This window comes from Sodalis sp. RH20 (assembly GCF_047324205.1).
Taxonomy (GTDB): domain Bacteria; phylum Pseudomonadota; class Gammaproteobacteria; order Enterobacterales; family Enterobacteriaceae; genus Acerihabitans.
The window spans coordinates 3,016,204-3,037,212 of the sequence record NZ_CP178733.1 but is presented as its reverse complement, the minus strand read 5'-3'; the positions used below and the strand labels follow the sequence as shown (position 1 = coordinate 3,037,212).

The window sequence follows — 21,009 nt, the reverse complement described above, 5'->3', positions numbered from 1 at the left end:
ACTAGCATGCTCGATCCCAATCTGCTGCGCAATGAGCTAGACGCAGTTGCCGAGAAACTGGCTCGCAGAAATTTTACCCTGGATGTCGATACGCTGCGTAAACACGAAGAGCGGCGCAAGGTACTGCAGGTCGAAACCGAAACATTGCAGGCCGAGCGTAATTCCCGCTCCAAACTGATCGGCGCGGCGAAAGCCCGTGGCGAGGATATCGAGCCATTGCGCCAGGAAGTCAACGGATTGAGCGATCGCCTCGAGGCGGCCAAATCCGAACTGGATATTTTGCAAGCCGCCATCCGCGACGTGGCGCTGTCGCTGCCTAATATTCCGGACGACCGCGTTCCCTCTGGTAAGGATGAAACCGAAAACGAAGAAATCAGCCGCTGGGGCGAACCGCGCCGCTATGATTTCGACGTGCGCGACCATGTTTCCCTGGGGGAAATGGCCGGCGGGCTGGATTTCGCCGCGGCCGTCAAGTTGACCGGCGCGCGTTTTGTGGTGATGAAAGGGCAGATTGCCCGCCTGCATCGCGCGCTGACGCAATTTATGCTCGATTTGCATACCGAGCAGCACGGCTACCAGGAAAATTATGTTCCTTATCTGGTAAACCACGCATCGCTGTTCGGTACCGGCCAATTGCCGAAATTCGCCGGGGATTTATTCCATACCCAGCCCCTGAGCGAAGAAGCCGACACCAGCGCCTATGCCCTGATCCCCACGGCGGAAGTCCCGCTGACCAACCTGGTGCGCGACGAAATCCTGGAAGAAGACCAACTGCCGCTGAAGATGACGGCCCATACCCCGTGCTTTCGTTCCGAGGCCGGCTCCTACGGCCGCGATACGCGCGGGTTGATCCGTATGCACCAGTTTGACAAAGTCGAGCTGGTCCAGGTGGTGAAACCGGAAGATTCCATGCGCGCGCTGGAGGAACTGACCGGCCATGCGGAGAAGGTGCTGCAACTGCTGAACCTGCCTTACCGCAAGATCCTGCTGTGCACCGGCGACATGGGCTTTGGCTCGAGCAAGACCTACGATCTGGAAGTCTGGCTGCCGGCGCAGAATACCTACCGGGAAATTTCCTCCTGCTCGAATATGGGCGATTTCCAGGCGCGGCGCATGCAGGCGCGCTACCGCGCCAAAGAAGATAAAAAACCACGCCTGGTGCATACCCTGAATGGCTCCGGCCTGGCGGTGGGGCGCACCCTGGTGGCGGTAATGGAAAACTACCAGTTGGCCGACGGGCGCATTGAAATCCCGGCGGCGCTGGCGCCGTATATGAACGGCCTGACCCATATCGGCTAATCACCACTGGCGTTCTCCCTTTAACACGTCAAGTGCAGGTGCGGCGTCAGCGGGCTTACCGCGCCATGGGGCCTCGGTCGGGCGAAAATACCACGCCCGATTCAACCCCATTGGCACGCTCTCCCTTTAACAGGGCAACCCTACGTTCGGTACCCTGATTTTTATCCCGGATGAAGTATGCGATGTTGGCGTCAGCTGCGTCATGTGGCCGCTAATTGCCTGAACACTATCAAAAAATGCTGGCGCTTATTTCGCCTGATTGACTTTTTTTACCATAGTGGCATGATGCGCCCAATTCCTGCGCGTTGAGTCCGGTTTATTCATCATGTCCGTCTATTCCCGCCCGGTGGTAATGCTACTCACCGGGTTGCTGTCGTTGACCATTTCCATCGCGGTATTAAATACCCTGGTGCCGCTGTGGCTGTCCCACGAAGCCATGCCCACCTGGCAAATCGGGCTGGTCGGCTCTTCCTATTTTAGCGGTAACCTCGTGGGGACCCTGCTGGCGGGAGCATTGATTAAAGCGGTGGGTTTCAACCGCAGTTATCAGTATTCATGCCTGCTGTTTGCCGTCGCGACACTGGGGCTGGGCCTTTCCATCGGTTTTGGCACCTGGGTGCTGTTCCGGTTCGTGGCCGGCATCGCCTGCGCGCTGATCTGGGTGGTGGTGGAAAGTGCCCTGATGCGCAGCGGCACCCCCCATACCCGCGGGCAACTGCTGGCAGCGTATATGATGGTGTATTATATGGGCACGGTGATCGGCCAACTGCTGCTCAGCGGCGTCTCCACCGCATTGATATCGGTATTGCCCTGGGCGACCACGTTGATGATTGCGGCGGTGTTGCCGTTATTGTGCAACCGCATCGAGGGGCAGGGCATGGATGCCCCCCGGATCGCCATCTGGCCGATGCTGCGGCGTCGCAACGCCCGCTTGGGGATCAACGGCTGCATCATCTCGGGCGTGGTGCTGGGGTCGCTGTATGGCCTGCTGCCGCTTTATCTTTCCCATCAGGGGCTCAGCGACGGCAGCGTGGGATACTGGATGGCGCTGCTGGTCAGCGCGGGTATTCTCGGCCAGTGGCCTATCGGCCGGCTGGCGGATCGCTACGGCCGCCTGATGATTTTGCGGGTACAGGTGTTTATGGTCATTATCGGCAGCCTGTCGATGCTCAGTCACGCGGCCATGGCGCCGGCGTTGTTCCTGCTGGGCTGTTCGGGTTTTACCCTTTATCCGGTGGCGATGTCCTGGGCCTGTGAAAAGGTCAGCCCGGATGAGCTGGTGGCGATGAACCAGGCGCTGCTGCTGAGCTATACGGTCGGCAGCCTGCTGGGGCCGAGCGCCACGGCATTACTGATGCAACGCTACTCCGACCGCGTGCTGTTCGTTATGATTGCGCTGGTGGCGCTGGTTTATCTGGCAATGCTGTTGCGCAAACCGGATCATCATCAAACCCCGGTGGCGACGGCCTGAATAAAACAGGGCCCCGGTTGGGGTCTTGCGGTTGCGGTCAACCGGTGCGTTTTGGTCGTGGTAGGCGGTTTGCCGCGGCGGCGGCTGGCGGGGAGGCGTATGTTGCCGCGGAGTGGGTTTCGCTGGGGGCTTGCGGGGCGGTGTATGTTATCGCGGCGTGAGTTTCGCTGGGGGCTTGCGGGGCGGTGTAAGTTATCGCGGCGTGGGTTTCGTTTGGGGCTTGTGGGGCGGCGTATGATACGCCGGAGTGGGTTTCGCTTGCCGTGCGTTAGGTGGTTATATGTAGCGCCGGGCGCCGGCAAGCGACAAAGAGGCCGTACCGCGACGGCCTCCTTGACCTCCGCGCGCCCGGCAGGTCGCGCGTCGCTGCGCGATGCCTTCCGCCGCCCATGCCCCCGTAATGCACCGGCCCGGTATGCGCTCCCGGCGCAACCGGGCCTTTCGCCGCTCCCGGCGGCTCATGCCGGGGGCACAGGCGACGTCAGCGCGCTTTATGCCGGTCCACATGTCGCTGTTGGCCATGCGTTTTATGAAGTGGCTGCGGCGCTGTTGCTTGGGACAGGACCGGCGTCGGGATAGGATTGACCATTATGGGATGCAATGGGTGTGGCATGCCGCTGGCGCTGCGAAAAGCAGGTCGTACAGAGGTACACTTATCGGTCAGGCAGGCATATATTAAGGCAGCAACGTGTTTATCATTCAATATTAAGCTCTAAGTTTTAACAGTAAGCATTACACTTTCAGCCACCAGCCACCAGCCACCAGCCACCAGCCACCAGCCACCAACCACCAACCACCAACCACCAGCCACCAGCCACCAACCACCAAGCACCAACCTTCACCTACAAGCCGGTAGTCTCCGACCTAAAATAAATGTGATGTTTTTCCCGGTAAGCGCATACCGCTAAGTACCCTAACACGTTGTTTTACCTACAGACGATGGTGTTGACGTTGTGCCGGCATAAAGTGCGCCGGCGGCGAGCATCACGGCGGGATGAGCCGCCGGGAGCGGCGAAAGCTAAGGGCCGCGCCGGGAGCGCGTCCCGTGCGGTCCCAAAGCCGGGATGGGCGCTGCCGGGAACCGCGCAGCGGCGCACGATCTGCCGGACGCCAGGGAGTCCAGAGGGACCGTGCGTACGGTCCCTCTGGTCGCTTGCCGGCGCCAGGCAATACATAGCCCCCTCAAACTAAAGCAAGCGAAAACCTCACCCCGTGACACACACCACCTCACCCCGTGACACACACCACCCCGCCGCCGCGACATCCCCTCACCAGCCCAGCGTTAAACAACCCAACATACCCAATCCCCGAGCGTAGCGCCCCATCAAGGCGGCCGGTGCGCCAACCGACGCAAGGCCCCGGTTTGGGCCCGGTCAATTAGCTGCTCCGCGGCAGCGGACTCAGGTTAAGCACCGCGCTGTCCATATCCTCGCCGCGCTCGAACCGCCAGCACCGGGTATGATAACGGGCAACGCTGTTACGGTGGGCGACGCTTATCAGGGTGATCCCCGGAAGCCGCTCCGTCAGCAGGCGGTACATCAACTGTTCGTTTTCATCATCCAGCGCGCTGGTTGCCTCATCCAGAAACAGGATATCCGGTTTAATCAGCAGCGCGCGGGCAAACGCCAGCCGCTGCTGCTCGCCCGGCGATAGCCAGTGGCTCCAGTTGGCCTGCTGGTGCAGCATGGGTTGCAAATGACCCAGACGACACAGGTCCAGCATCGCGCGCATATGATCTTCTGTAAAGTGATCCGGCGCTTCCGGATAACACAGCGCTTCGAGCAGGTTACCGATAGGGATATAGCTGCGCTGCGGTAAAAACAGCACTTTTTTGCCCGCCTGCAGGCTGATATTCCCGGCGCCATACGGCCAGATGCCGGCAATAGCCCGCAGCAGGGTGGACTTGCCGCAGCCGGAGGGGCCGGCGATCAGCACCCGTTCGCCCGGGGCGATGGCTTGCGTGGCGTCGTGGAACAGGACACGACCCGAGGGGATGGTTAAACTCAGGCCGGTCAGCGCCAGGGCGGTATCCGTGGCGTCGTCGCGCGTAATGGCCGTCTTCTGGCTGCTGTGACGCTCCACCGCGGCGTTAAACCCCGCCAACCGGTTAATACAGGCTTTCCAGTTGGCCAACTGATTAAACGCGTCGATAAACCATGACAGCGCGCCCTGTATTTCACCAAACGCCGATGAAATCTGCATCAGCGTGCCAAGCTGGATGGCACCGGAAAAATAACGCGGCGCCGCCACCAGGATCGGGAAAATAATGGCAAACTGACCATAGAAATTGCTGGCCACATTCAGCCGCCGGCTAACGCGCATAATGGACCACCAGTTGGCGCGGATGGCTTCGAACTTGTTGTCCAGCAGGTTCGCTTCCCGGGGTTCGCCCTGGTAAAGGGCAATGGCATCATTATTTTCGCGAATACGAATCAGGCCAAACCGGAAATTAGCCTCAAATTTTTCCTGTTGGAAACCCAAACGCACCAGCGGTCTGCCTACATACCAAATCAGCAGCGATCCCAGCCCGGCATATAATATGGCGAACCACACCATATACCCCGGCACGGTAAACAGATGCCCGCTCAGGGTAAACGACAGCGGTCCGCTCACCGACCATAAAATGGAAATAAAAGAAACAAAAGTCACCACGCTTGAGAGCAAACCCAGGGCCAGCGACAGGGTGCCGCTGGTCAGCGCGTTCAGGTCTTCGGCGATACGCTGATCCGGGTTATCGACCGTCTGCTGTTGCTCGGTATGGTAATAGGCATGATGATGCAGCCATTTCGCCATATATTGCCGCGTCATCCAGCGCCGCCAATACATTTGCAGGCCCTGGGTGAGGTAAATTTTATAGATGGAGATCAGGATAAATAACAATGCCAGCCAAGTGAACCTGATCAGCTGGCTTTTGAACACCGCAAAATTTTTATTTTGCAACGCGTCATAAAATACCCGGTTCCATTCATTGAACAGTACGCTGATATACACCGTGGACAATGAGAGGATAATAATCACCGCCAGCATACCCCAGGCGCGCCATTTTTCCTCGGAACGCCAAAACGGCTTAATCAACTGCCAGATTTCCCGCCAGCCCGCAGCTTTAATGGGTGAAGCTTTCATAGTTAACGTATCGTTTTCAATTGTTCAAAAAGGCAATAATACGGCATAGGCTCCCAGTTCTCTAAAAATAATGAGCCTGTTTAGCACCTAAAGGTGTAACAACTCCTGTCGTGAAAAAAGAAGACCTTACACAGCCCGGTTATACCAGGCGTCTTATGCGGGATATCACCGGCGCCGCGAAACGGCGTGGCCCGGAGCGATACCGGAACAAGAGGGGCGGGGGCGGGATTTGGGATGAATGACCGGGTATCATCCCGGCCGGCCGTGAATGCGTGGTCGATCATATCCCCCGGGGGCAATGGGGGACATCATCAGTACATCACTTTATGGCCATAGCCGGCCAGGATATTCTTCACGCGTTCCATGATTTCCGTAGAGGGCGGCTTAACGCCGTCGAGCTTGTACTCTTCACCCATGGCAATCCATTTATGCTTACCCAGCTCATGGTAGGGCAGCAGCTCGATTTTTTCGATATTGGCCATGTCCTTGGTGAACTCGCCCAGCATATGCACGGATTTATCGTCGTCCGACCATCCCGGCACCACCACATAACGGAGCCAGGTACGCTTGTTGATTTTTTGCAAGTAGCGCGCAAAATCCAGCGTGCGGTGGTTGGACACGCCCACCAGGTTTTGATGGATATCGTCGTTCATTTCCTTGATATCCAGCATGACCAGGTCGGTGACGTCCAGCAGTTCGTCAATGACCGGATCGTAGCGCCGGACATAGCCATTGGTATCCAGGCAGGTGGTAATGCCTTCGGCATGGCAGGCGCGAAACCAGTCGCGCACAAATTCCGCCTGCAGTATGGCTTCACCGCCGGACGCGGTAACGCCGCCGCCGGACGCGTTCATGAAATGACGGTAGGTCACCGTTTCCTTCATGATTTCTTCAACCGTGATTTCCTTGCCGGCATGGGTATCCCAGGTGTCGCGGTTATGACAGTAGAGACAGCGCATCAGGCAGCCCTGGAAAAAAATGATGAAACGGATGCCGGGGCCGTCGACGGTACCACAGGATTCAAACGAATGGATGCGACCAAGTACTGACATTGCGGGGTTTTCTCCATTTGATTAAAAAAGGCCCCACTTTCGTGGAGCCTTTATTTTACGCCTTTTCAGACGGTGAGGGAAATTACATTGACGCGGTGAAGGTACGGGTAATGACGTCCTTCTGCTGTTCTTTGGTCAATGAATTGAAGCGTACCGCATAGCCGGACACACGGATGGTCAGGTTAGGGTAGTCTTCCGGATGTTCCATGGCTTGCACCAGCATTTCACGGTTCATCACGTTCACGTTCAGATGCTGACCGCCTTCAACGCCGGCTTCATGATGGAAATAACCGTCCATCAGGCCCGCCAGGTTGGCCCTGCGCACATCTTCATCTTTACCCAATGCTTTAGGCACGATGGAGAAGGTGTAGGAAATACCGTCTTTCGCATAGGCAAACGGCAGTTTGGCAACCGAGGTCAACGAGGCGACGGCGCCTTTCTGGTCACGGCCGTGCATCGGGTTGGCGCCCGGTCCGAACGGCGCGCCTGAACGACGTCCATCAGGGGTATTACCGGTCTTCTTACCATAAACCACGTTCGAGGTGATGGTCAGGATGGACTGGGTCGGTACCGCGTTACGGTAGGTCGGCAGTTTCTGAATTTTCTTCATGAAACGTTCCACCAGGTCGCAGGCGATATCATCGACGCGTGAGTCATTGTTACCGAACTGCGGATATTCGCCTTCGATATCAAAGTCAACGGCCATGCCTTCGGCATCACGGATAGGCTTAACCTTGGCGTACTTGATGGCGGACAGTGAGTCGGCGGCAACGGACAAGCCGGCGATACCACAGGCCATGGTACGGTATACGTCGCGGTCATGCAGCGCCATCAGCGCGGCTTCGTAGCTGTACTTGTCATGCATATAGTGAATGACGTTCAGCGCGGTGACGTACTGTTTAGCCAGCCAGTCCATGAAGTGGTCCATGCTGCTCAGCACGGTATCATAGTCCAGTACGGCATCCATGATTGGCGCGGTTTTAGGGCCGACCTGGATTTTGGCTTTTTCGTCCATGCCGCCGTTGATTGCGTACAGCACCATTTTGGCCAGGTTGGCGCGGGCGCCGAAGAACTGCATTTGTTTACCGACAACCATCGGGCTGACGCAACAGGCGATAGCGTAATCGTCGTTGTTGAAATCGGGACGCATCAGGTCATCGTTTTCATACTGTACGGAAGACGTATCGATAGACACCTTGGCGGTGAATTTCTTCCAGCTGATCGGCAGTTTTTCCGACCACAGGATGGTCATGTTCGGTTCAGGAGCCGGTCCCATGGTGTACAGGGTATTCAGGAAACGGAAGCTGGTCTTGGAAACCAGGGTACGGCCGTCAACGCCCATGCCGCCCAGGGATTCGGTGGCCCAAATCGGGTCGCCGGAGAACAGTTCGTCATATTCCGGGGTACGCAGGAAACGGACCATACGCAGTTTCATGACCAGGTGGTCAATCAGTTCCTGTGCTTGTTCTTCAGTGATTTTGCCGGCTTTCAGGTCGCGTTCGATAAAGATATCAAGGAACGTCGAGGTACGGCCGAAGGACATGGCGGCGCCGTTCTGGGATTTCACCGCGGCCAGATAGCCGAAGTAGGTCCACTGCACGGCTTCCTGCGCGGTGGTTGCCGGAACGGAGATGTCGCAACCGTATTTGGCGGCCATTTCCTTGATTTGCGCCAGGGCGCGATGTTGTTCGGCGATTTCTTCACGCAGACGGATAGTCGCTTCCAGATCTTCGCCGTTTTCCATTTTGCTTTGCAAAGAGGTGAACTGGGCGAATTTATCTTTCATCAGGAAGTCGATGCCGTACAGGGCGATACGACGGTAGTCGCCGATGATGCGGCCACGGCCGTAGGCATCGGGCAGACCCGTCAGGGCCCCGGTTTTACGGCATTTCAGGATGTCCGGAGTATAGACATCGAACACACCCTGGTTATGGGTCTTGCGGTATTCGGTAAAGATTTTCTTGATTTCCGGATCCAGCTCGCGGTCATACGCTTTGCAGGAGCTTTCAACCATCTTGATGCCGCCGAACGGAATCAGGCCGCGTTTCAACGGCGCGTCGGTTTGCAGGCCGACGATTTTTTCCAGGCCCTTGGCGATATAACCGGCGTCATGGGAGGTAATGGTAGAGGCAACATCCGTATCAAAATCAACCGGCGCATGGGTGCGGTTTTCGGTTTTGATGCCTTCCATAACCTTGCCCCACAGTTCCGTGGTGGCGGGAGTAGCACCTGCCAGGAAGGCTTCGTTGCCTTCATAGGGGGTATAGTTTTTCTGGATAAAGTCACGAACATTGACTTCATTCTGCCAGTCGCCTTTGCTAAAACCTTCCCAAGCAGTGGCTAGTTTTGTGTTCAGATCGGTCATTGTATACCTACCTTCTAATGTGGATTTCTTGAAACCCGGCTTTACGATGCGAGACAAACAGGTTAATGCTTGTTCCCACCGCGCAGATAAATCATCCAGTACGTCAACCCTACCAGTAACCCCCCGCCGATAATGTTGCCGATGGTAACCGGTATCAGATTATCGATGATAAAGTTGCTAATGGTCAGGTGTGAAAACTGTTCTGGTGCCATCCCAACGGCCTGCCAGAATTCCGGCGCTGCGAAATTCTTGATAACGATGCCCAGCGGGATCATAAACATATTGGCGATGCTATGCTCAAAACCGCTGGCAACGAACATCGCGACCGGGAAAATCATGGCGAACATTTTATCCGTCAGGCTGCGGCCGGAATAACTCATCCACACCGCCAGGCAGACCATCAGATTAGCCAGGATCCCCAGACATACCGCTTCGATAAAAGTATGGTGCATTTTATGATCGGCGGTTTGCAAAACGTTAAGGCCCCACGCGCCGTTTGCCACCATATGCTCACCGGAGAACCAAATCAGGGCGACGAAAAACAACGCGCCGAACAGGTTGCCGATGTAGACGTTGATCCAGTTGCGAACCAGCTGTCCCCAGGTGATGCGTCCGCTGGCTTTCGCCACCATGATGAGCACCGTGGAGGTGAACAGGTCGGCGCCGCAAACCACCACCAACATTAATCCCAACGAAAAGCATATACCGCCGATAAGCTTGGAGATGCCGTAAGGCATGGTGCCGGCACCGGTGGTAGCTGTAATATAGAACGCGAAGGCTATGGAAATAAAAACGCCGGCGGTAATGGCCAGAAAAAACGTTTTTGACGGTTGCTTGGTTGCTTTATAGACGCCCGCCTCTTCAGCAACTTTCGCCATGGCATCGGGTAATTTCAGGTCAAAAGGGTTGTCAGACTTCACACAAACTCTCTCGTTGGATTAATTAACGACCTAATTCTAACAAACGAGTATAGAGCAAAAATTGATATAGATCATAATGGCCCAAACTTAATCCCCCTTGACAGGCAAGATAAGACGTCTCATTTATTTCAAATATTTGATAAATATAGAAAAAATAAATTTTAATTATTACATAAAGATTTGAAGACCACATTTTTTGTACATTTTGACGCGTTATGAAATAGCCATTAATGTGGGTAATTTGTTTCATCCGGACCTATTATTTTGCCGGATTTTACTTTCCTGAAACAATGACGCTAAAAAGGAAACGTCAATAACCGCGCTGTTATCTTCATCGCGGCTTCCTATTTATGGCTCTACTATACGCGCAAGGCACAAAAAATGCAGGGTTATCTTGTGGCCCACGGGCACGGCGGGCCGTCGTCATGGCCGCCGGGCGCGGTGCCCGACGGTCGTGCATGTGATGCCGGGATGTTCACCGTCCCGGCGCGGCGGATCGGCGGTTTGCAGCGGCGCGCCGGCGTAACCTTATGCCGGGCGCCAATAGCGGCGTTTGGCCGCCTGCAGCTTTTCATAGGCGGCAAGCAGGGCGCGGTGGGTGGGCAGGGCGTGCAGGTCGCTGTCGATATCGAATAAGCCGTAAAAACAGTTTTCGCCCTTAAGCGCCGCCTGCGCGCGCTCAAGCGTGGCCTGGCCGTACATGCGCGCAAAGGCGGCAACATACTGCCCCAGCTCGCGGTCCGGTTCCTGGGTCAGCAACAGCAGGCTATGCAGGCAGCGGTAAAAATTTTCGCGTTCCGGCGTAAAAACCGATGCATTGAAGTCCCTGGTCCATTCGGTCCACATCAGCGCCTGCTCCAGGTCGCCGCCCGCCAGCGCCAGCATCACCTTCAGTTCGCCCACGCGCAGGGTAAACCAGCCGTTATCCCTGCCGGTCGCCAGCCCCAGCAGTTCCCGGACGCGGGTGAAATCGTCCAGCCCTTCGTCGTCCAGCTGCTCTATCAGCGCCAGGTAGCGCTGCTTCGGCCAGCGGCTGCCGGGCAGGCTGGTCAGGGTGGCGCGCAGATGGGCGGCCATGGTGTTATTGGCCAACAGCAAGTCTTCAACCGGATAGATATCCGACATCCCGGGCACCAGGATGCGGCAGGCATACACATCCAAATGCTCGTAATCGGCGATATAGACTTCGGCGTGCAGGCGCTGGAAAATGGCCATCAGGGTGGTGAATTCGTCGCCGGTGCTGCCGCTGAAGTCCCAGTCGGCAAAGTCGTAATCAGCATCCTGCTTAAACAGATCCCAGGAAATCAGGCCGCTGGAGTCGATAAAATGGGTTTCCAGATTGGTCTGCTCCGCCACTTCCTCGTCGTCAAAGGTCGGCGGCGTGAACACATCCAGGTCTTTCAGGCTGCGGCCCTGCAACAATTCGGTTACCGTGCGTTCCAGCGCCACGCCGAAGTCCGGATGCGCGCCAAACGAGGCAAAGCAGGTGCCGTTGGCGGGATTAAACAATACCACGCACATCACCGGATACAGCCCGCCCAGCGACGCGTCATAGGCGAAAATCGGGAAGCCCTCCTCTTCCAGGCGGGCGATGGCCTCGATCACGCCGGGATAGCGGGCCATTACCGCCGGCGGGATAGCCGGCAGGCTTATGGACTCGGCGATAATCCGGTTCTTTATATGGCGCTCGAACACTTCCGACAATGCCTGCACCCGGGCTTCATTGGCGGTATTGCCCGCCGACATGCCGTTGGAGACATACAGGTTGCCGATGATGTTCACCGGGATATACACCGTCTGCCGGTCAGACTGACGCTCAAACGGCAGGGCGCAGATGCCGCGCGCGGCATTGCCTGATTGCAGGTCGACCAGCGCGGGCGCGGTCAGTTCCTGCTGCGGATCGTAAAATGCCCGCAGGCCATCGTCGAGGATACCCGACGGCAAACGGCCATCGGCGGGCAGCGCGAACCATTTCTCGTTGGGATAATGCACGAACCCGTCATTGGCGATACTGGCGCCAAGATAAAAATCGGCAAAAAAATAGTTGGTGGACAACCGCTCGAAATACTCGCCCAGCGCCGACGCCAGGGCGGCTTTTTTACTGGCGCCCTTACCGTTGGTAAAACACAGCGGACAGTCGCGATCGCGGATATGCACCGACCACACGTGCGGCACGGGATTGAGCCAGGAAGCCTCTTCGATATTAAATCCCAGCGCGCCGAGCTGCTGGTAAAAGCGGGCGATGGAGTCTTCTAGGGCGGCGTCTTTACCGGGAATAAATGTTTGTGACATGCAGGTTCTCTTTTTATTGTCTTGAAAGGCGCATAATACGGTGTTTTCTGCCGTGCCTCCATGTATTCCCCCGATCGTGAGCGCGGCAGCGGCCAGTTTTATCCGCCCTGGCGCCGTTAAGACCGGGTGCGGGTGGCGGCGCTGAAATTACGCCCGATAAGCAATAACCGTTGCGACGCCCCGATGCGAGTGATAAAAACGATAGAATGAGTATTAACGAATTTTTTGGCCAACGTGGTGGATGGAAATGAATCAGGTGTTTAATTTTAGCGCCGGTCCGGCAATGATACCGGTGGAAGTCTTGCGGCGCGCGGAGCAGGAACTGTGCAACTGGCACGGTCTGGGTACGTCGGTGATGGAGATAAGCCATCGCAGTAAGGAATTTATCGAGGTGGCCCGGGAGTCCGAACAGGATCTACGCGAGCTGCTGAGTATTCCGGACCATTATAAGGTGCTGTTCTGCCACGGCGGCGCGCGGGCTCAGTTTGCCGCGGTGCCGCTCAATCTGTTGGGCGACAGCGCCAGCGCCGACTATATCGACGGCGGCTACTGGGCGCACAGCGCCATAAGCGAAGCGCAGAAATATTGTGACCCGAAGGTTATCGACGTCAAAACACGGATTGACGGCCTGCGCGCGATCAAGCCCATGCGCGAATGGAACTTATCCGCCGACGGCGCCTACGTGCATTACTGTCCGAACGAAACCATCGACGGCCTGGCGATTGATGAATTGCCTGATTTCGGCGATAAAGTGGTCGTCGCCGATTATTCCTCCACTATTTTGTCCCGTCCCCTGGATGTCAGCCGTTTTGGCGTGATCTATGCCGGCGCGCAGAAGAATATCGGCCCGGCGGGCCTGACGCTGGTGATTGTGCGTGACGACCTGCTGGGCAAGGCGCGGCGCGAGCTGCCGTCGGTGCTGGATTATAAGGTGCTGGCGGAGAATGACTCCATGTTCAATACGCCGCCCACCTTTGCCTGGTACCTGTCCGGCCTGGTATTTAAATGGCTGAAGGCGCAGGGCGGGCTGGTGGAAATGGACAAACGCAACCAGGCCAAGGCGGATACATTGTATCATTACATCGACCAAAGCGATTTCTACCGCAACGATGTCGCCCCGGCCAACCGTTCGCGCATGAACGTGCCCTTTTTACTGGCGGATGCGGCGCTGGATAAACTGTTCCTGGATGAATCCGTCGCGGCGGGGCTGCACGCGCTGAAAGGCCATCGCGTCGTGGGCGGGATGCGCGCTTCCCTGTATAATGCCATGCCCCTGGCGGGCGTCGAGGCGCTGGTGACCTTTATGGATGGATTCGCCCGGCGCCATGGCTAACTCCGTACTGACGGGCAGGAGGGGCCGGGTCGTTAAGCCGCGGTAAATACCGCCTTGGAAACTCCGGCGCGCCGTTGCGGCTCTCATCCGTGAGATCCGCCCTGCGGGTCAACGCCTGTGCGTTATTTTAAGGCGTTCCCGGCGCGCCGCGCTTTGCCCTCCTTGCCTATTACCCCCGCTTCACGCTGTTGTGCGGGTTTACAATCGCCTGAGTTTTTGTTTTTGCTGGAGAACGCGCTTCACATGCTGGAATCCCTGACCCTACAACCGGTGGCACTTGTCGATGGCACCATTAATCTTCCCGGCTCGAAAAGCGTTTCGAACCGGGCGCTGTTGCTGGCGGCGCTGGCCGACGGCACCACCCGCCTGACCAATCTGCTCGACAGCGACGATGTGCGCCATATGCTCGATGCCCTGGCCGCGCTCGGGGTCGTCTGCCGGTTAAGCGACGATCGCAGGACATGCGAGATCGATGGCCGGGGGCAGGCCCTGACCGCGCCGGCGCCGCTGTCGCTGTTTCTCGGCAACGCCGGCACCGCCATGCGGCCCCTGGCAGCCGTGCTGTGCCTGGGCCGGCATGACATTACCCTGACCGGCGAGCCGCGCATGAAAGAGCGTCCCATCGGCCATCTGGTGGATGCCCTGCGCCAGGGCGGCGCGGAGGTGGATTACCTGGAGCAGGAAAATTACCCGCCGTTGCGTTTGCGCGGCGGTTTTCGCGGCGGCGATATTACCGTCGACGGCAGCGTGTCCAGCCAGTTTCTCACCGCCCTGCTGATGACGGCGCCGCTGGCCGCCGGGGATACCACCATCCGCATCAAAGGCGAGCTGGTTTCCAAGCCGTATATTGATATCACCCTGGCGTTGATGAAAACCTTTGGCATACAGGCGCGCCATGACGACTACCGGGTGTTTTACCTGCAAGGCGGCCAGAGGTATCGCTCGCCGGGCGAGTATCTGGTGGAGGGCGATGCCTCGTCCGCGTCTTATTTCCTGGCGGCGGCGGCCATCCGCGGCGGCACGGTGCGGGTTACCGGTATCGGCAAAAACAGCGTGCAGGGCGATATCCGCTTCGCCGATGTGCTGGAGCGCATGGGCGCCACCATCCGCTGGGGCGATGATTTTATCGAATGCCGCCGGGGCGGGCTGCACGCCATCGATATGGACATGAACCATATTCCCGACGCCGCCATGACCATCGCCACCACCGCCCTGTTCGCCGACGGCGGCACCACCACCCTGCGCAATATCTACAACTGGCGCGTCAAGGAAACCGACCGGCTGGCGGCCATGGCCACCGAGCTGCGCAAAGTGGGCGCCGGCGTGGTGGAGGGCGAGGACTATATCGCCATCACGCCGCCGGCCAGGCTGATATCCGCCGCGATCGACACCTATAACGATCACCGTATGGCGATGTGCTTCTCCCTGGTGGCGTTGTCCGATACCCCGGTGACTATCCGCGATCCGAAGTGCACCAATAAAACCTTCCCCGATTATTTCCGCCAGTTGGCCGCCATCAGCACCCTGGCGTAACCCGCTTTTCCCGTTTATTCACCGGCCGTGCGGCGCGCCGGTGAATGAAAACGCGCGCGCGGTGTCTTAATTTCACGATCCTGACGCCGAAGGGTAACCGTTATTCCTTATGATGCGTATAATGCATCATAGTAAATTCATTATTTATGGAACCAGAATCAAACCGCTGAGAGGAGAAAACAATGACAGCAGTAGTCCCGGTGATCACCATCGACGGACCGAGCGGTGCAGGGAAAGGCACGCTGTGTAAAGCATTGGCGGAAGCATTAGGGTGGCATCTGCTGGATTCGGGGGCCATTTACCGCGTCCTGGCCCTGGCGGCGTTGCACCACCAGGTCGATATCAACGCGGAGGAAGCGCTGGTGCCGCTGGCGGCGCATCTCGACGTACGCTTCAAGGTACAGGCGGGCGAGCTGGAAATCATCCTCGAGGGCGAGGATGTCAGCGGTGAAATCCGTAACGAGGAGGTGGGCAATACCGCCTCCAAGATTGCCGCGTTTCCCCGGGTGCGCGAGGCCCTGCTGCGTCGGCAGCGGGCATTCCGCGAGGCGCCGGGCCTGATTGCCGACGGCCGGGATATGGGCACCGTGGTGTTTGCCGAGGCGCCGGTGAAGATTTTTCTCGACGCGTCCTCGGAAGAAAGAGCGCACCGCCGCATGCGGCAGTTGCAGGAAAAGGGCTTTAGTGTTAACTTTGAACGCCTTTTATCCGAGATAAAGGAAAGGGACGAACGCGACAGGAACCGCCCGGTGGCGCCGCTGGTTCCGGCATCAGATGCTCTGGTACTGGATTCCACCCGCATGACTATCGATGAAGTGATAGCTCAGGCATTGGCGCATTCACGGCGTATACTGGCGTTGTCGTAGCCTTGGAAACAACTACCCCGTTGCAGGGATTGGCAATAGGGCGTGTAAAACAACCCCATCGAGCAGGATGCCGGATGGACGTTAATCAAAAACACCTGAAGATTATCAAATATGACAGAATCTTTTGCTCAACTCTTTGAAGAATCCCTGAAAGAAATCGAAACCCGTCCCGGTTCCATCGTGCGCGGTACCGTTGTTTCCATCGATAAAGATGTCGTACTGGTTGACGCCGGTCTGAAATCCGAATCCGCTATTCCTATCGAGCAGTTTAAAAATGCTCAGGGCGAGCTGGAAATCAAGGTTGGCGATCAGGTCGACGTCGCGCTTGACGCGGTGGAAGACGGTTTCGGTGAGACCCTGCTGTCTCGCGAAAAAGCCAAGCGCCATGAAGCCTGGCTGATGCTGGAAAAAGCCTACGAAGAAGCCGCGACCGTTACCGGCATCATCAACGGCAAAGTGAAGGGCGGTTTCACCGTCGAACTGAACGGCATCCGTGCGTTCCTGCCGGGTTCGTTGGTTGACGTGCGTCCGGTACGCGATACCCTGCATCTGGAAGGCAAAGAGCTTGAGTTTAAAGTTATCAAGCTGGACCAGAAACGTAACAACGTGGTGGTTTCCCGTCGCGCGGTGATCGAGTCCGAAAACAGTGCGGAACGCGATCAGCTGCTGGAAAACCTGCAGGAAGGCATGGAAGTTAAGGGTATCGTCAAGAACCTTACCGACTATGGCGCGTTTGTCGATCTGGGCGGCGTCGATGGCTTGCTGCATATTACCGATATGGCCTGGAAGCGTGTTAAGCATCCGAGCGAAATCGTCAATGTCGGCGATGAAATTACCGTTAAGGTCCTGAAATTCGACCGTGAACGTACCCGTGTTTCCCTGGGCCTGAAACAGCTCGGCGAAGATCCGTGGGTGGCTATCGCCAAACGTTACCCGGAAGGCACCCGCCTCACCGGCCGCGTGACCAACCTGACCGATTACGGCTGCTTCGTTGAAATCGAAGAAGGCGTTGAAGGCCTGGTTCACGTTTCCGAAATGGATTGGACCAACAAAAACATCCATCCGTCCAAGGTTGTTAACGTGGGCGACGTGGTTGAAGTCATGGTTCTGGATATCGACGAAGAACGTCGCCGTATCTCCCTGGGTCTCAAGCAGTGCAAAGCCAACCCATGGCAGCAGTTCGCCGAAACCCATAATAAGGGTGACCGCGTCGAAGGCAAGATCAAGTCAATCACTGACTTTGGTATCTTCATCGGCCTGGACGGCGGCATCGACGGCCTGGTTCATCTGTCCGACATCTCCTGGAATGTTGCCGGCGAAGAAGCCGTGCGCGAATACAAGAAAGGCGACGAAATCGCGGCCGTGGTCCTGCAGGTTGACGCAGAACGCGAACGTATTTCACTGGGCGTGAAGCAACTGGCTGAAGATCCGTTTAATAACTACCTGTCTTTGAACAAGAAAGGTACCATTGTTACCGGTAAAGTCACTGCAGTTGACGCTAAAGGTGCTACAGTTGAATTAGCTGGCGGCGTTGAAGGTTACCTGCGTGCTTCCGAAGCATCGCGTGACCGCATTGAAGACGCTACCCTGGTCCTGAACGTGGGCGACGACGTTGAAGCTAAATTCACCGGCGTTGATCGTAAAAACCGCGTTGTCAGCCTGTCCGTTCGTGCTAAGGATGAAGCTGATGAGAAAGATGCTATCGCCACTGTGAACAGCACCAACAAGCAGGAAGATACCAGCAATTTCTCCAGTGCAATGGCTGAAGCGTTCAAGGCAGCTAAAGGCGAATAATAATGGGGGAGCGGCGAGACGGCCGCTCCTGGACGGTAGCTAAGTTGGGTCGTGTTCCTGCTTTATCCGCTGGAATGCGCACTTGGAGGAACTATGACCAAGTCTGAACTTATTGAAAGACTTGCTGGACAGCACGCTCATATCCCGGCAAAAATCGTCGAGGATGCTGTGAAAGAGATGCTCGAACATATGGCGACCACCCTCGCCGGCGGTGAGCGCATTGAAATCCGTGGTTTCGGCAGTTTTTCACTTCACTACCGTGCACCGCGTGTCGGACGCAACCCTAAAACCGGGGATAAGGTTGAACTGGAAGGCAAATATGTCCCCCATTTCAAGCCCGGCAAAGAGCTGCGCGACCGCGCCAATATTTATGGCTCATAATGCCTGCGGGCGTTGACCCACCGGCGTTGTAAGCCAGCCGCAAACAAGACACCTTCGGGTGTCTTTTTTTATGCCTGGACGTCAGCGGCGGTGAAAAAAGCGCCGCCGGTTGCGCCAGGGCAAATGCGCGCTTGCGCGCAGCCTGGCGCGCCCGGCTGTTAAGGCTATCTTATTGTCCTGAAGCGGCATCGCCTTATCACATACCCCTGATGGCGGCGACCGATGGCATGGACAATACTCGGCGTCACTGTCATGTCGCCAGGATGGCACGCCGATGATTGCCGGACCCTATTACTGATGCCGTTATCCGTTAACCATATGGCGTTTTGCGCCATAGCCGGCATAGTGCCCTTGGGCTTTTTACCCGTATTGCCGGCCCCCACCGCGCTGCATGGCGTTGCGCTGGCCGCCTGGGCCTTGCTCTTATTTCCCGCTCCAGGGTGCCGTTTAGCGGCGGTATTTCTGGCCGCGTTCGCCTGGAGCGGTTTTTGCGCCATACAATTACTGGAGCAGACGGCGCTATTATCCCAATCCAGGGCTATCGTGCGCGCCCATATCGTCAGTATCCATCATGGGCATAACCCGCGCGCGGGCGCGGTGATTAAAATAACCCAGGCCGGGGGCAAACGGGTGTTTCCTCCGGTCCATGCCGCCATCAGCTGGGCGTCGCTGCCGGAGCGCTGGTGCGCCGGGCAGCAGTGGAAAATGATGCTGAAGCTGCGCCCCCAGCATAGCCGGCTCAATCAGGGCGGTTTTGACAGCCAGCGCTGGGCCGTCGCCAATCATCAACCGCTGGTGGGCCGGGTCGTCAAAGCCAAAGTGGAAGACGCCCGCTGCGGCTTGCGGCAAAGGCTTATCGACAACGCCGCCGCCCGGTTCGCCGATCTGCGCTGGCCGTCCATTTTACTGGCGCTGGGGTTTGGCGAAAGCCGGGGCATGCCGGAGGATCTACGCCTGCTGTTACAGCAAACCGGCACCGCACATCTGATGGCCATATCCGGCCTGCATATTTCACTGGCGGCCCTGTTTGGCTGGCTGCTGGCGCGCGGCGGCCAGTTTGTCCTGCCCGGGCGCTGGGTCGGCCCGGTGATGCCGCTGGCGATCGGCTGGCTGGCCGCGGCGGGGTATGTATGGATTTCCGGCGTGAATTTTCCGGCCATCCGCGCGCTGCTGGCGCTGACGCTATGGCTCCTGCTGCGTATGCGCGGCGTGTGCTGCGGGGCCTGGCAGGTTTGGCTGTGGTGCGTGGCGCTGATAGTGGTTACCGACCCGCTTAGCGTGCTGTCAAGCAGCCTGTGGCTGTCATGCCTGGCGGTGGCGGCGCTGATTTTCTGGTTTCAGTGGGCGCCGCTGCCGGCGCGTTTCCAGTCCGGGCTGCGCTGGGCCTGGCTGCGCTGGATACATTTGCAGGCCGGCATGACCCTGTTGCTGCTGCCGCTGCAATGGGGATTATTCCACGGCGTTAATCCGCTGTCGCTGCCTGCCAACCTGTGGGCGGTGCCGCTGGTGTCGTTTATCACCACGCCCCTGATCCTGGCGGCAATCTGCCTGGGCATGCTGCCGCCGCTGAGCCGTCTGCTGTGGTATCTGGCCGACCAATCGCTGACGCTGGTCTTTATGCCGCTGGCGCCGCTACAGCGTGGGTGGCGGGATTTGCCGGAAACCGGCATCCTGTGGAGCATCGGCGGCTGGCTGGCGGTGATTATCTGGCGTTTCGGCTGGTGGCGCACCTATCGACTCAATATGCTGGTGCTCGGCGCGCTGCTGCTGGCACCGCGCGACAGGGCGGATCGGCCTCGCTGGCGGTTGGATATGCTGGACGTCGGCCACGGGCTGGCGGTGGTGGTGGAGCGCCATGGTAAAGCGCTGATATATGATACCGGCGCCGGCTGGCGCGGCGGCGATATCGGCAAAGCGGAAATCCTGCCTTATCTGGCCTGGCGCGGTCTGTCGCCGGAAGGTATTTACCTCAGCCACAGCCATCAGGATCATATCGGCGGGCTCGGCACCCTCAAACGGGCGTTCCCGGGGGTGCCGGTCGCCAGCTCTTACCGCGGCAATGGCCATCTTCCCTGCGTCGTGGGACAGCGCTGGCAATGGCAGGGACTGACGTTCAGCGTCCTGTGGCCGCCGGCGCAGGTTAAAAAAGCCGGCAATGATGATTCCTGCGTGATCAAAATAGAGGACGGCGCGTTCAGCGTGCTGTTAACCGGCGATATCGAGGCGCCGGCCGAGCGGGCCTTGCTCATGACCGCCCGCGGCCGGCTGCGCGCCGATATTCTCCAGATCCCCCACCACGGCAGCAAAACCTCGTCCACCCGGGCCTTTTTACGCGCGGTGCGTCCAGCGGCGGCGCTGGCGTCGGCGGCGCGCTTTAATCCCTGGCGCCTGCCCGCGCCGCTCATCAGGGAGCGTTACCGGCAGGAAGGCATCGCCTGGCATGATACCGCCCGCTCAGGTCAGGTCAGTATTCATTTTTATGACAATAATTGGGTGATAAAAGGATATCGGGAGCAAATTATGCCACGTTGGTATCACCAGTGGTTTGGCGTCCACGCCGATAATGAGTAGAATGGTCGG

The 21,009-nt window shown here is 57.7% G+C and carries 13 protein-coding genes; 8 read left to right on the top strand and 5 right to left on the bottom strand.

What is annotated here, in order from left to right:
* Window positions 1–6 precede the first annotated feature (6 nt).
* Window positions 7–1,299 (top strand): serine--tRNA ligase, encoded by a 1,293-nt coding sequence (serS, locus tag ACL2XM_RS14015; protein WP_410015912.1) that lies wholly within the window; start codon window positions 7–9, stop codon window positions 1,297–1,299.
* 325 nt (window positions 1,300–1,624) lie between these two features.
* The gene (locus ACL2XM_RS14010) at window positions 1,625–2,770 is read left to right on the top strand and encodes an MFS transporter (RefSeq protein ID WP_413731112.1); all 1,146 of its coding nucleotides are present in this window, start codon (window positions 1,625–1,627) and stop codon (window positions 2,768–2,770) included.
* 1,377 nt (window positions 2,771–4,147) lie between these two features.
* Here the strand turns inward: ACL2XM_RS14010 and ACL2XM_RS14005 are convergent.
* The 5 genes from ACL2XM_RS14005 to ycaO all read right to left on the bottom strand — a co-directional run bounded on the left by ACL2XM_RS14005 (window position 4,148) and on the right by ycaO (window position 12,522).
* Complete coding sequence (locus tag ACL2XM_RS14005) at window positions 4,148–5,893, bottom strand: ABC transporter ATP-binding protein/permease (RefSeq protein ID WP_413722382.1); 1,746 nt, start codon at window positions 5,891–5,893, stop codon at window positions 4,148–4,150.
* A gap of 311 nt (window positions 5,894–6,204) precedes the next feature.
* Complete coding sequence (gene pflA / locus ACL2XM_RS14000; RefSeq protein WP_410015908.1) at window positions 6,205–6,945, bottom strand: pyruvate formate lyase 1-activating protein; 741 nt, start codon at window positions 6,943–6,945, stop codon at window positions 6,205–6,207.
* 82 nt (window positions 6,946–7,027) lie between these two features.
* Entirely contained in the window at window positions 7,028–9,310 is a 2,283-nt protein-coding gene (gene pflB, locus ACL2XM_RS13995) for a formate C-acetyltransferase (protein WP_413722383.1), read from the bottom strand.
* Between the two features lie 62 nt (window positions 9,311–9,372).
* Window positions 9,373–10,230 carry a formate transporter FocA gene (focA, locus tag ACL2XM_RS13990; protein ID WP_410015906.1) on the bottom strand — a complete coding sequence of 286 codons (858 nt, stop codon included), beginning with the start codon at window positions 10,228–10,230 and terminating at the stop codon, window positions 9,373–9,375.
* A gap of 528 nt (window positions 10,231–10,758) precedes the next feature.
* Complete coding sequence (gene ycaO / locus ACL2XM_RS13985) at window positions 10,759–12,522, bottom strand: 30S ribosomal protein S12 methylthiotransferase accessory factor YcaO (RefSeq protein ID WP_413731111.1); 1,764 nt, start codon at window positions 12,520–12,522, stop codon at window positions 10,759–10,761.
* A 247-nt stretch (window positions 12,523–12,769) separates the two neighbouring features.
* On the opposite strand from ycaO, the gene serC reads away from it, so the two are divergent.
* The 6 genes from serC to ACL2XM_RS13955 all read left to right on the top strand — a co-directional run bounded on the left by serC (window position 12,770) and on the right by ACL2XM_RS13955 (window position 21,000).
* Complete coding sequence (gene serC, locus ACL2XM_RS13980) at window positions 12,770–13,855, top strand: 3-phosphoserine/phosphohydroxythreonine transaminase (protein ID WP_413731110.1); 1,086 nt, start codon at window positions 12,770–12,772, stop codon at window positions 13,853–13,855.
* Window positions 13,856–14,098: 243 nt separating this feature from the next.
* Entirely contained in the window at window positions 14,099–15,388 is a 1,290-nt protein-coding gene (gene aroA / locus ACL2XM_RS13975; protein ID WP_413731109.1) for a 3-phosphoshikimate 1-carboxyvinyltransferase, read from the top strand.
* A 182-nt stretch (window positions 15,389–15,570) separates the two neighbouring features.
* Window positions 15,571–16,254: a (d)CMP kinase gene (gene cmk, locus ACL2XM_RS13970; protein WP_410015902.1), complete on the top strand. Its 684-nt coding sequence runs from the start codon at window positions 15,571–15,573 to the stop codon at window positions 16,252–16,254.
* 111 nt (window positions 16,255–16,365) lie between these two features.
* A complete protein-coding gene (gene rpsA, locus ACL2XM_RS13965) occupies window positions 16,366–18,048 on the top strand; it encodes a 30S ribosomal protein S1 (protein WP_410015901.1) in 1,683 nt (560 codons plus the stop codon).
* 93 nt (window positions 18,049–18,141) lie between these two features.
* The gene (gene ihfB, locus ACL2XM_RS13960) at window positions 18,142–18,429 is read left to right on the top strand and encodes an integration host factor subunit beta (RefSeq protein ID WP_331120830.1); all 288 of its coding nucleotides are present in this window, start codon (window positions 18,142–18,144) and stop codon (window positions 18,427–18,429) included.
* A 297-nt stretch (window positions 18,430–18,726) separates the two neighbouring features.
* The gene (locus ACL2XM_RS13955) at window positions 18,727–21,000 is read left to right on the top strand and encodes a ComEC family protein (RefSeq protein ID WP_413733224.1); all 2,274 of its coding nucleotides are present in this window, start codon (window positions 18,727–18,729) and stop codon (window positions 20,998–21,000) included.
* Window positions 21,001–21,009 lie beyond the last annotated feature (9 nt).

Bases quoted from the DNA above. Each gene is read 5' to 3' on its own strand.
- ACL2XM_RS14005 (WP_413722382.1), bottom strand. From the start codon at position 5,893: ATGAAAGCTTCACCCATTAAAGCTGCGGGCTGGCGGGAAATCTGGCAG.
- cmk (WP_410015902.1), top strand. From the start codon at position 15,571: ATGACAGCAGTAGTCCCGGTGATCACCATCGACGGACCGAGCGGTGCA.
- ACL2XM_RS14010 (WP_413731112.1), top strand. From the start codon at position 1,625: ATGTCCGTCTATTCCCGCCCGGTGGTAATGCTACTCACCGGGTTGCTG.
- pflB (WP_413722383.1), bottom strand. From the start codon at position 9,310: ATGACCGATCTGAACACAAAACTAGCCACTGCTTGGGAAGGTTTTAGC.
- ACL2XM_RS13955 (WP_413733224.1), top strand. From the start codon at position 18,727: ATGCCGTTATCCGTTAACCATATGGCGTTTTGCGCCATAGCCGGCATA.
- aroA (WP_413731109.1), top strand. From the start codon at position 14,099: ATGCTGGAATCCCTGACCCTACAACCGGTGGCACTTGTCGATGGCACC.
- rpsA (WP_410015901.1), top strand. From the start codon at position 16,366: ATGACAGAATCTTTTGCTCAACTCTTTGAAGAATCCCTGAAAGAAATC.
- pflA (WP_410015908.1), bottom strand. From the start codon at position 6,945: ATGTCAGTACTTGGTCGCATCCATTCGTTTGAATCCTGTGGTACCGTC.
- serC (WP_413731110.1), top strand. From the start codon at position 12,770: ATGAATCAGGTGTTTAATTTTAGCGCCGGTCCGGCAATGATACCGGTG.
- ycaO (WP_413731111.1), bottom strand. From the start codon at position 12,522: ATGTCACAAACATTTATTCCCGGTAAAGACGCCGCCCTAGAAGACTCC.
- serS (WP_410015912.1), top strand. From the start codon at position 7: ATGCTCGATCCCAATCTGCTGCGCAATGAGCTAGACGCAGTTGCCGAG.
- ihfB (WP_331120830.1), top strand. From the start codon at position 18,142: ATGACCAAGTCTGAACTTATTGAAAGACTTGCTGGACAGCACGCTCAT.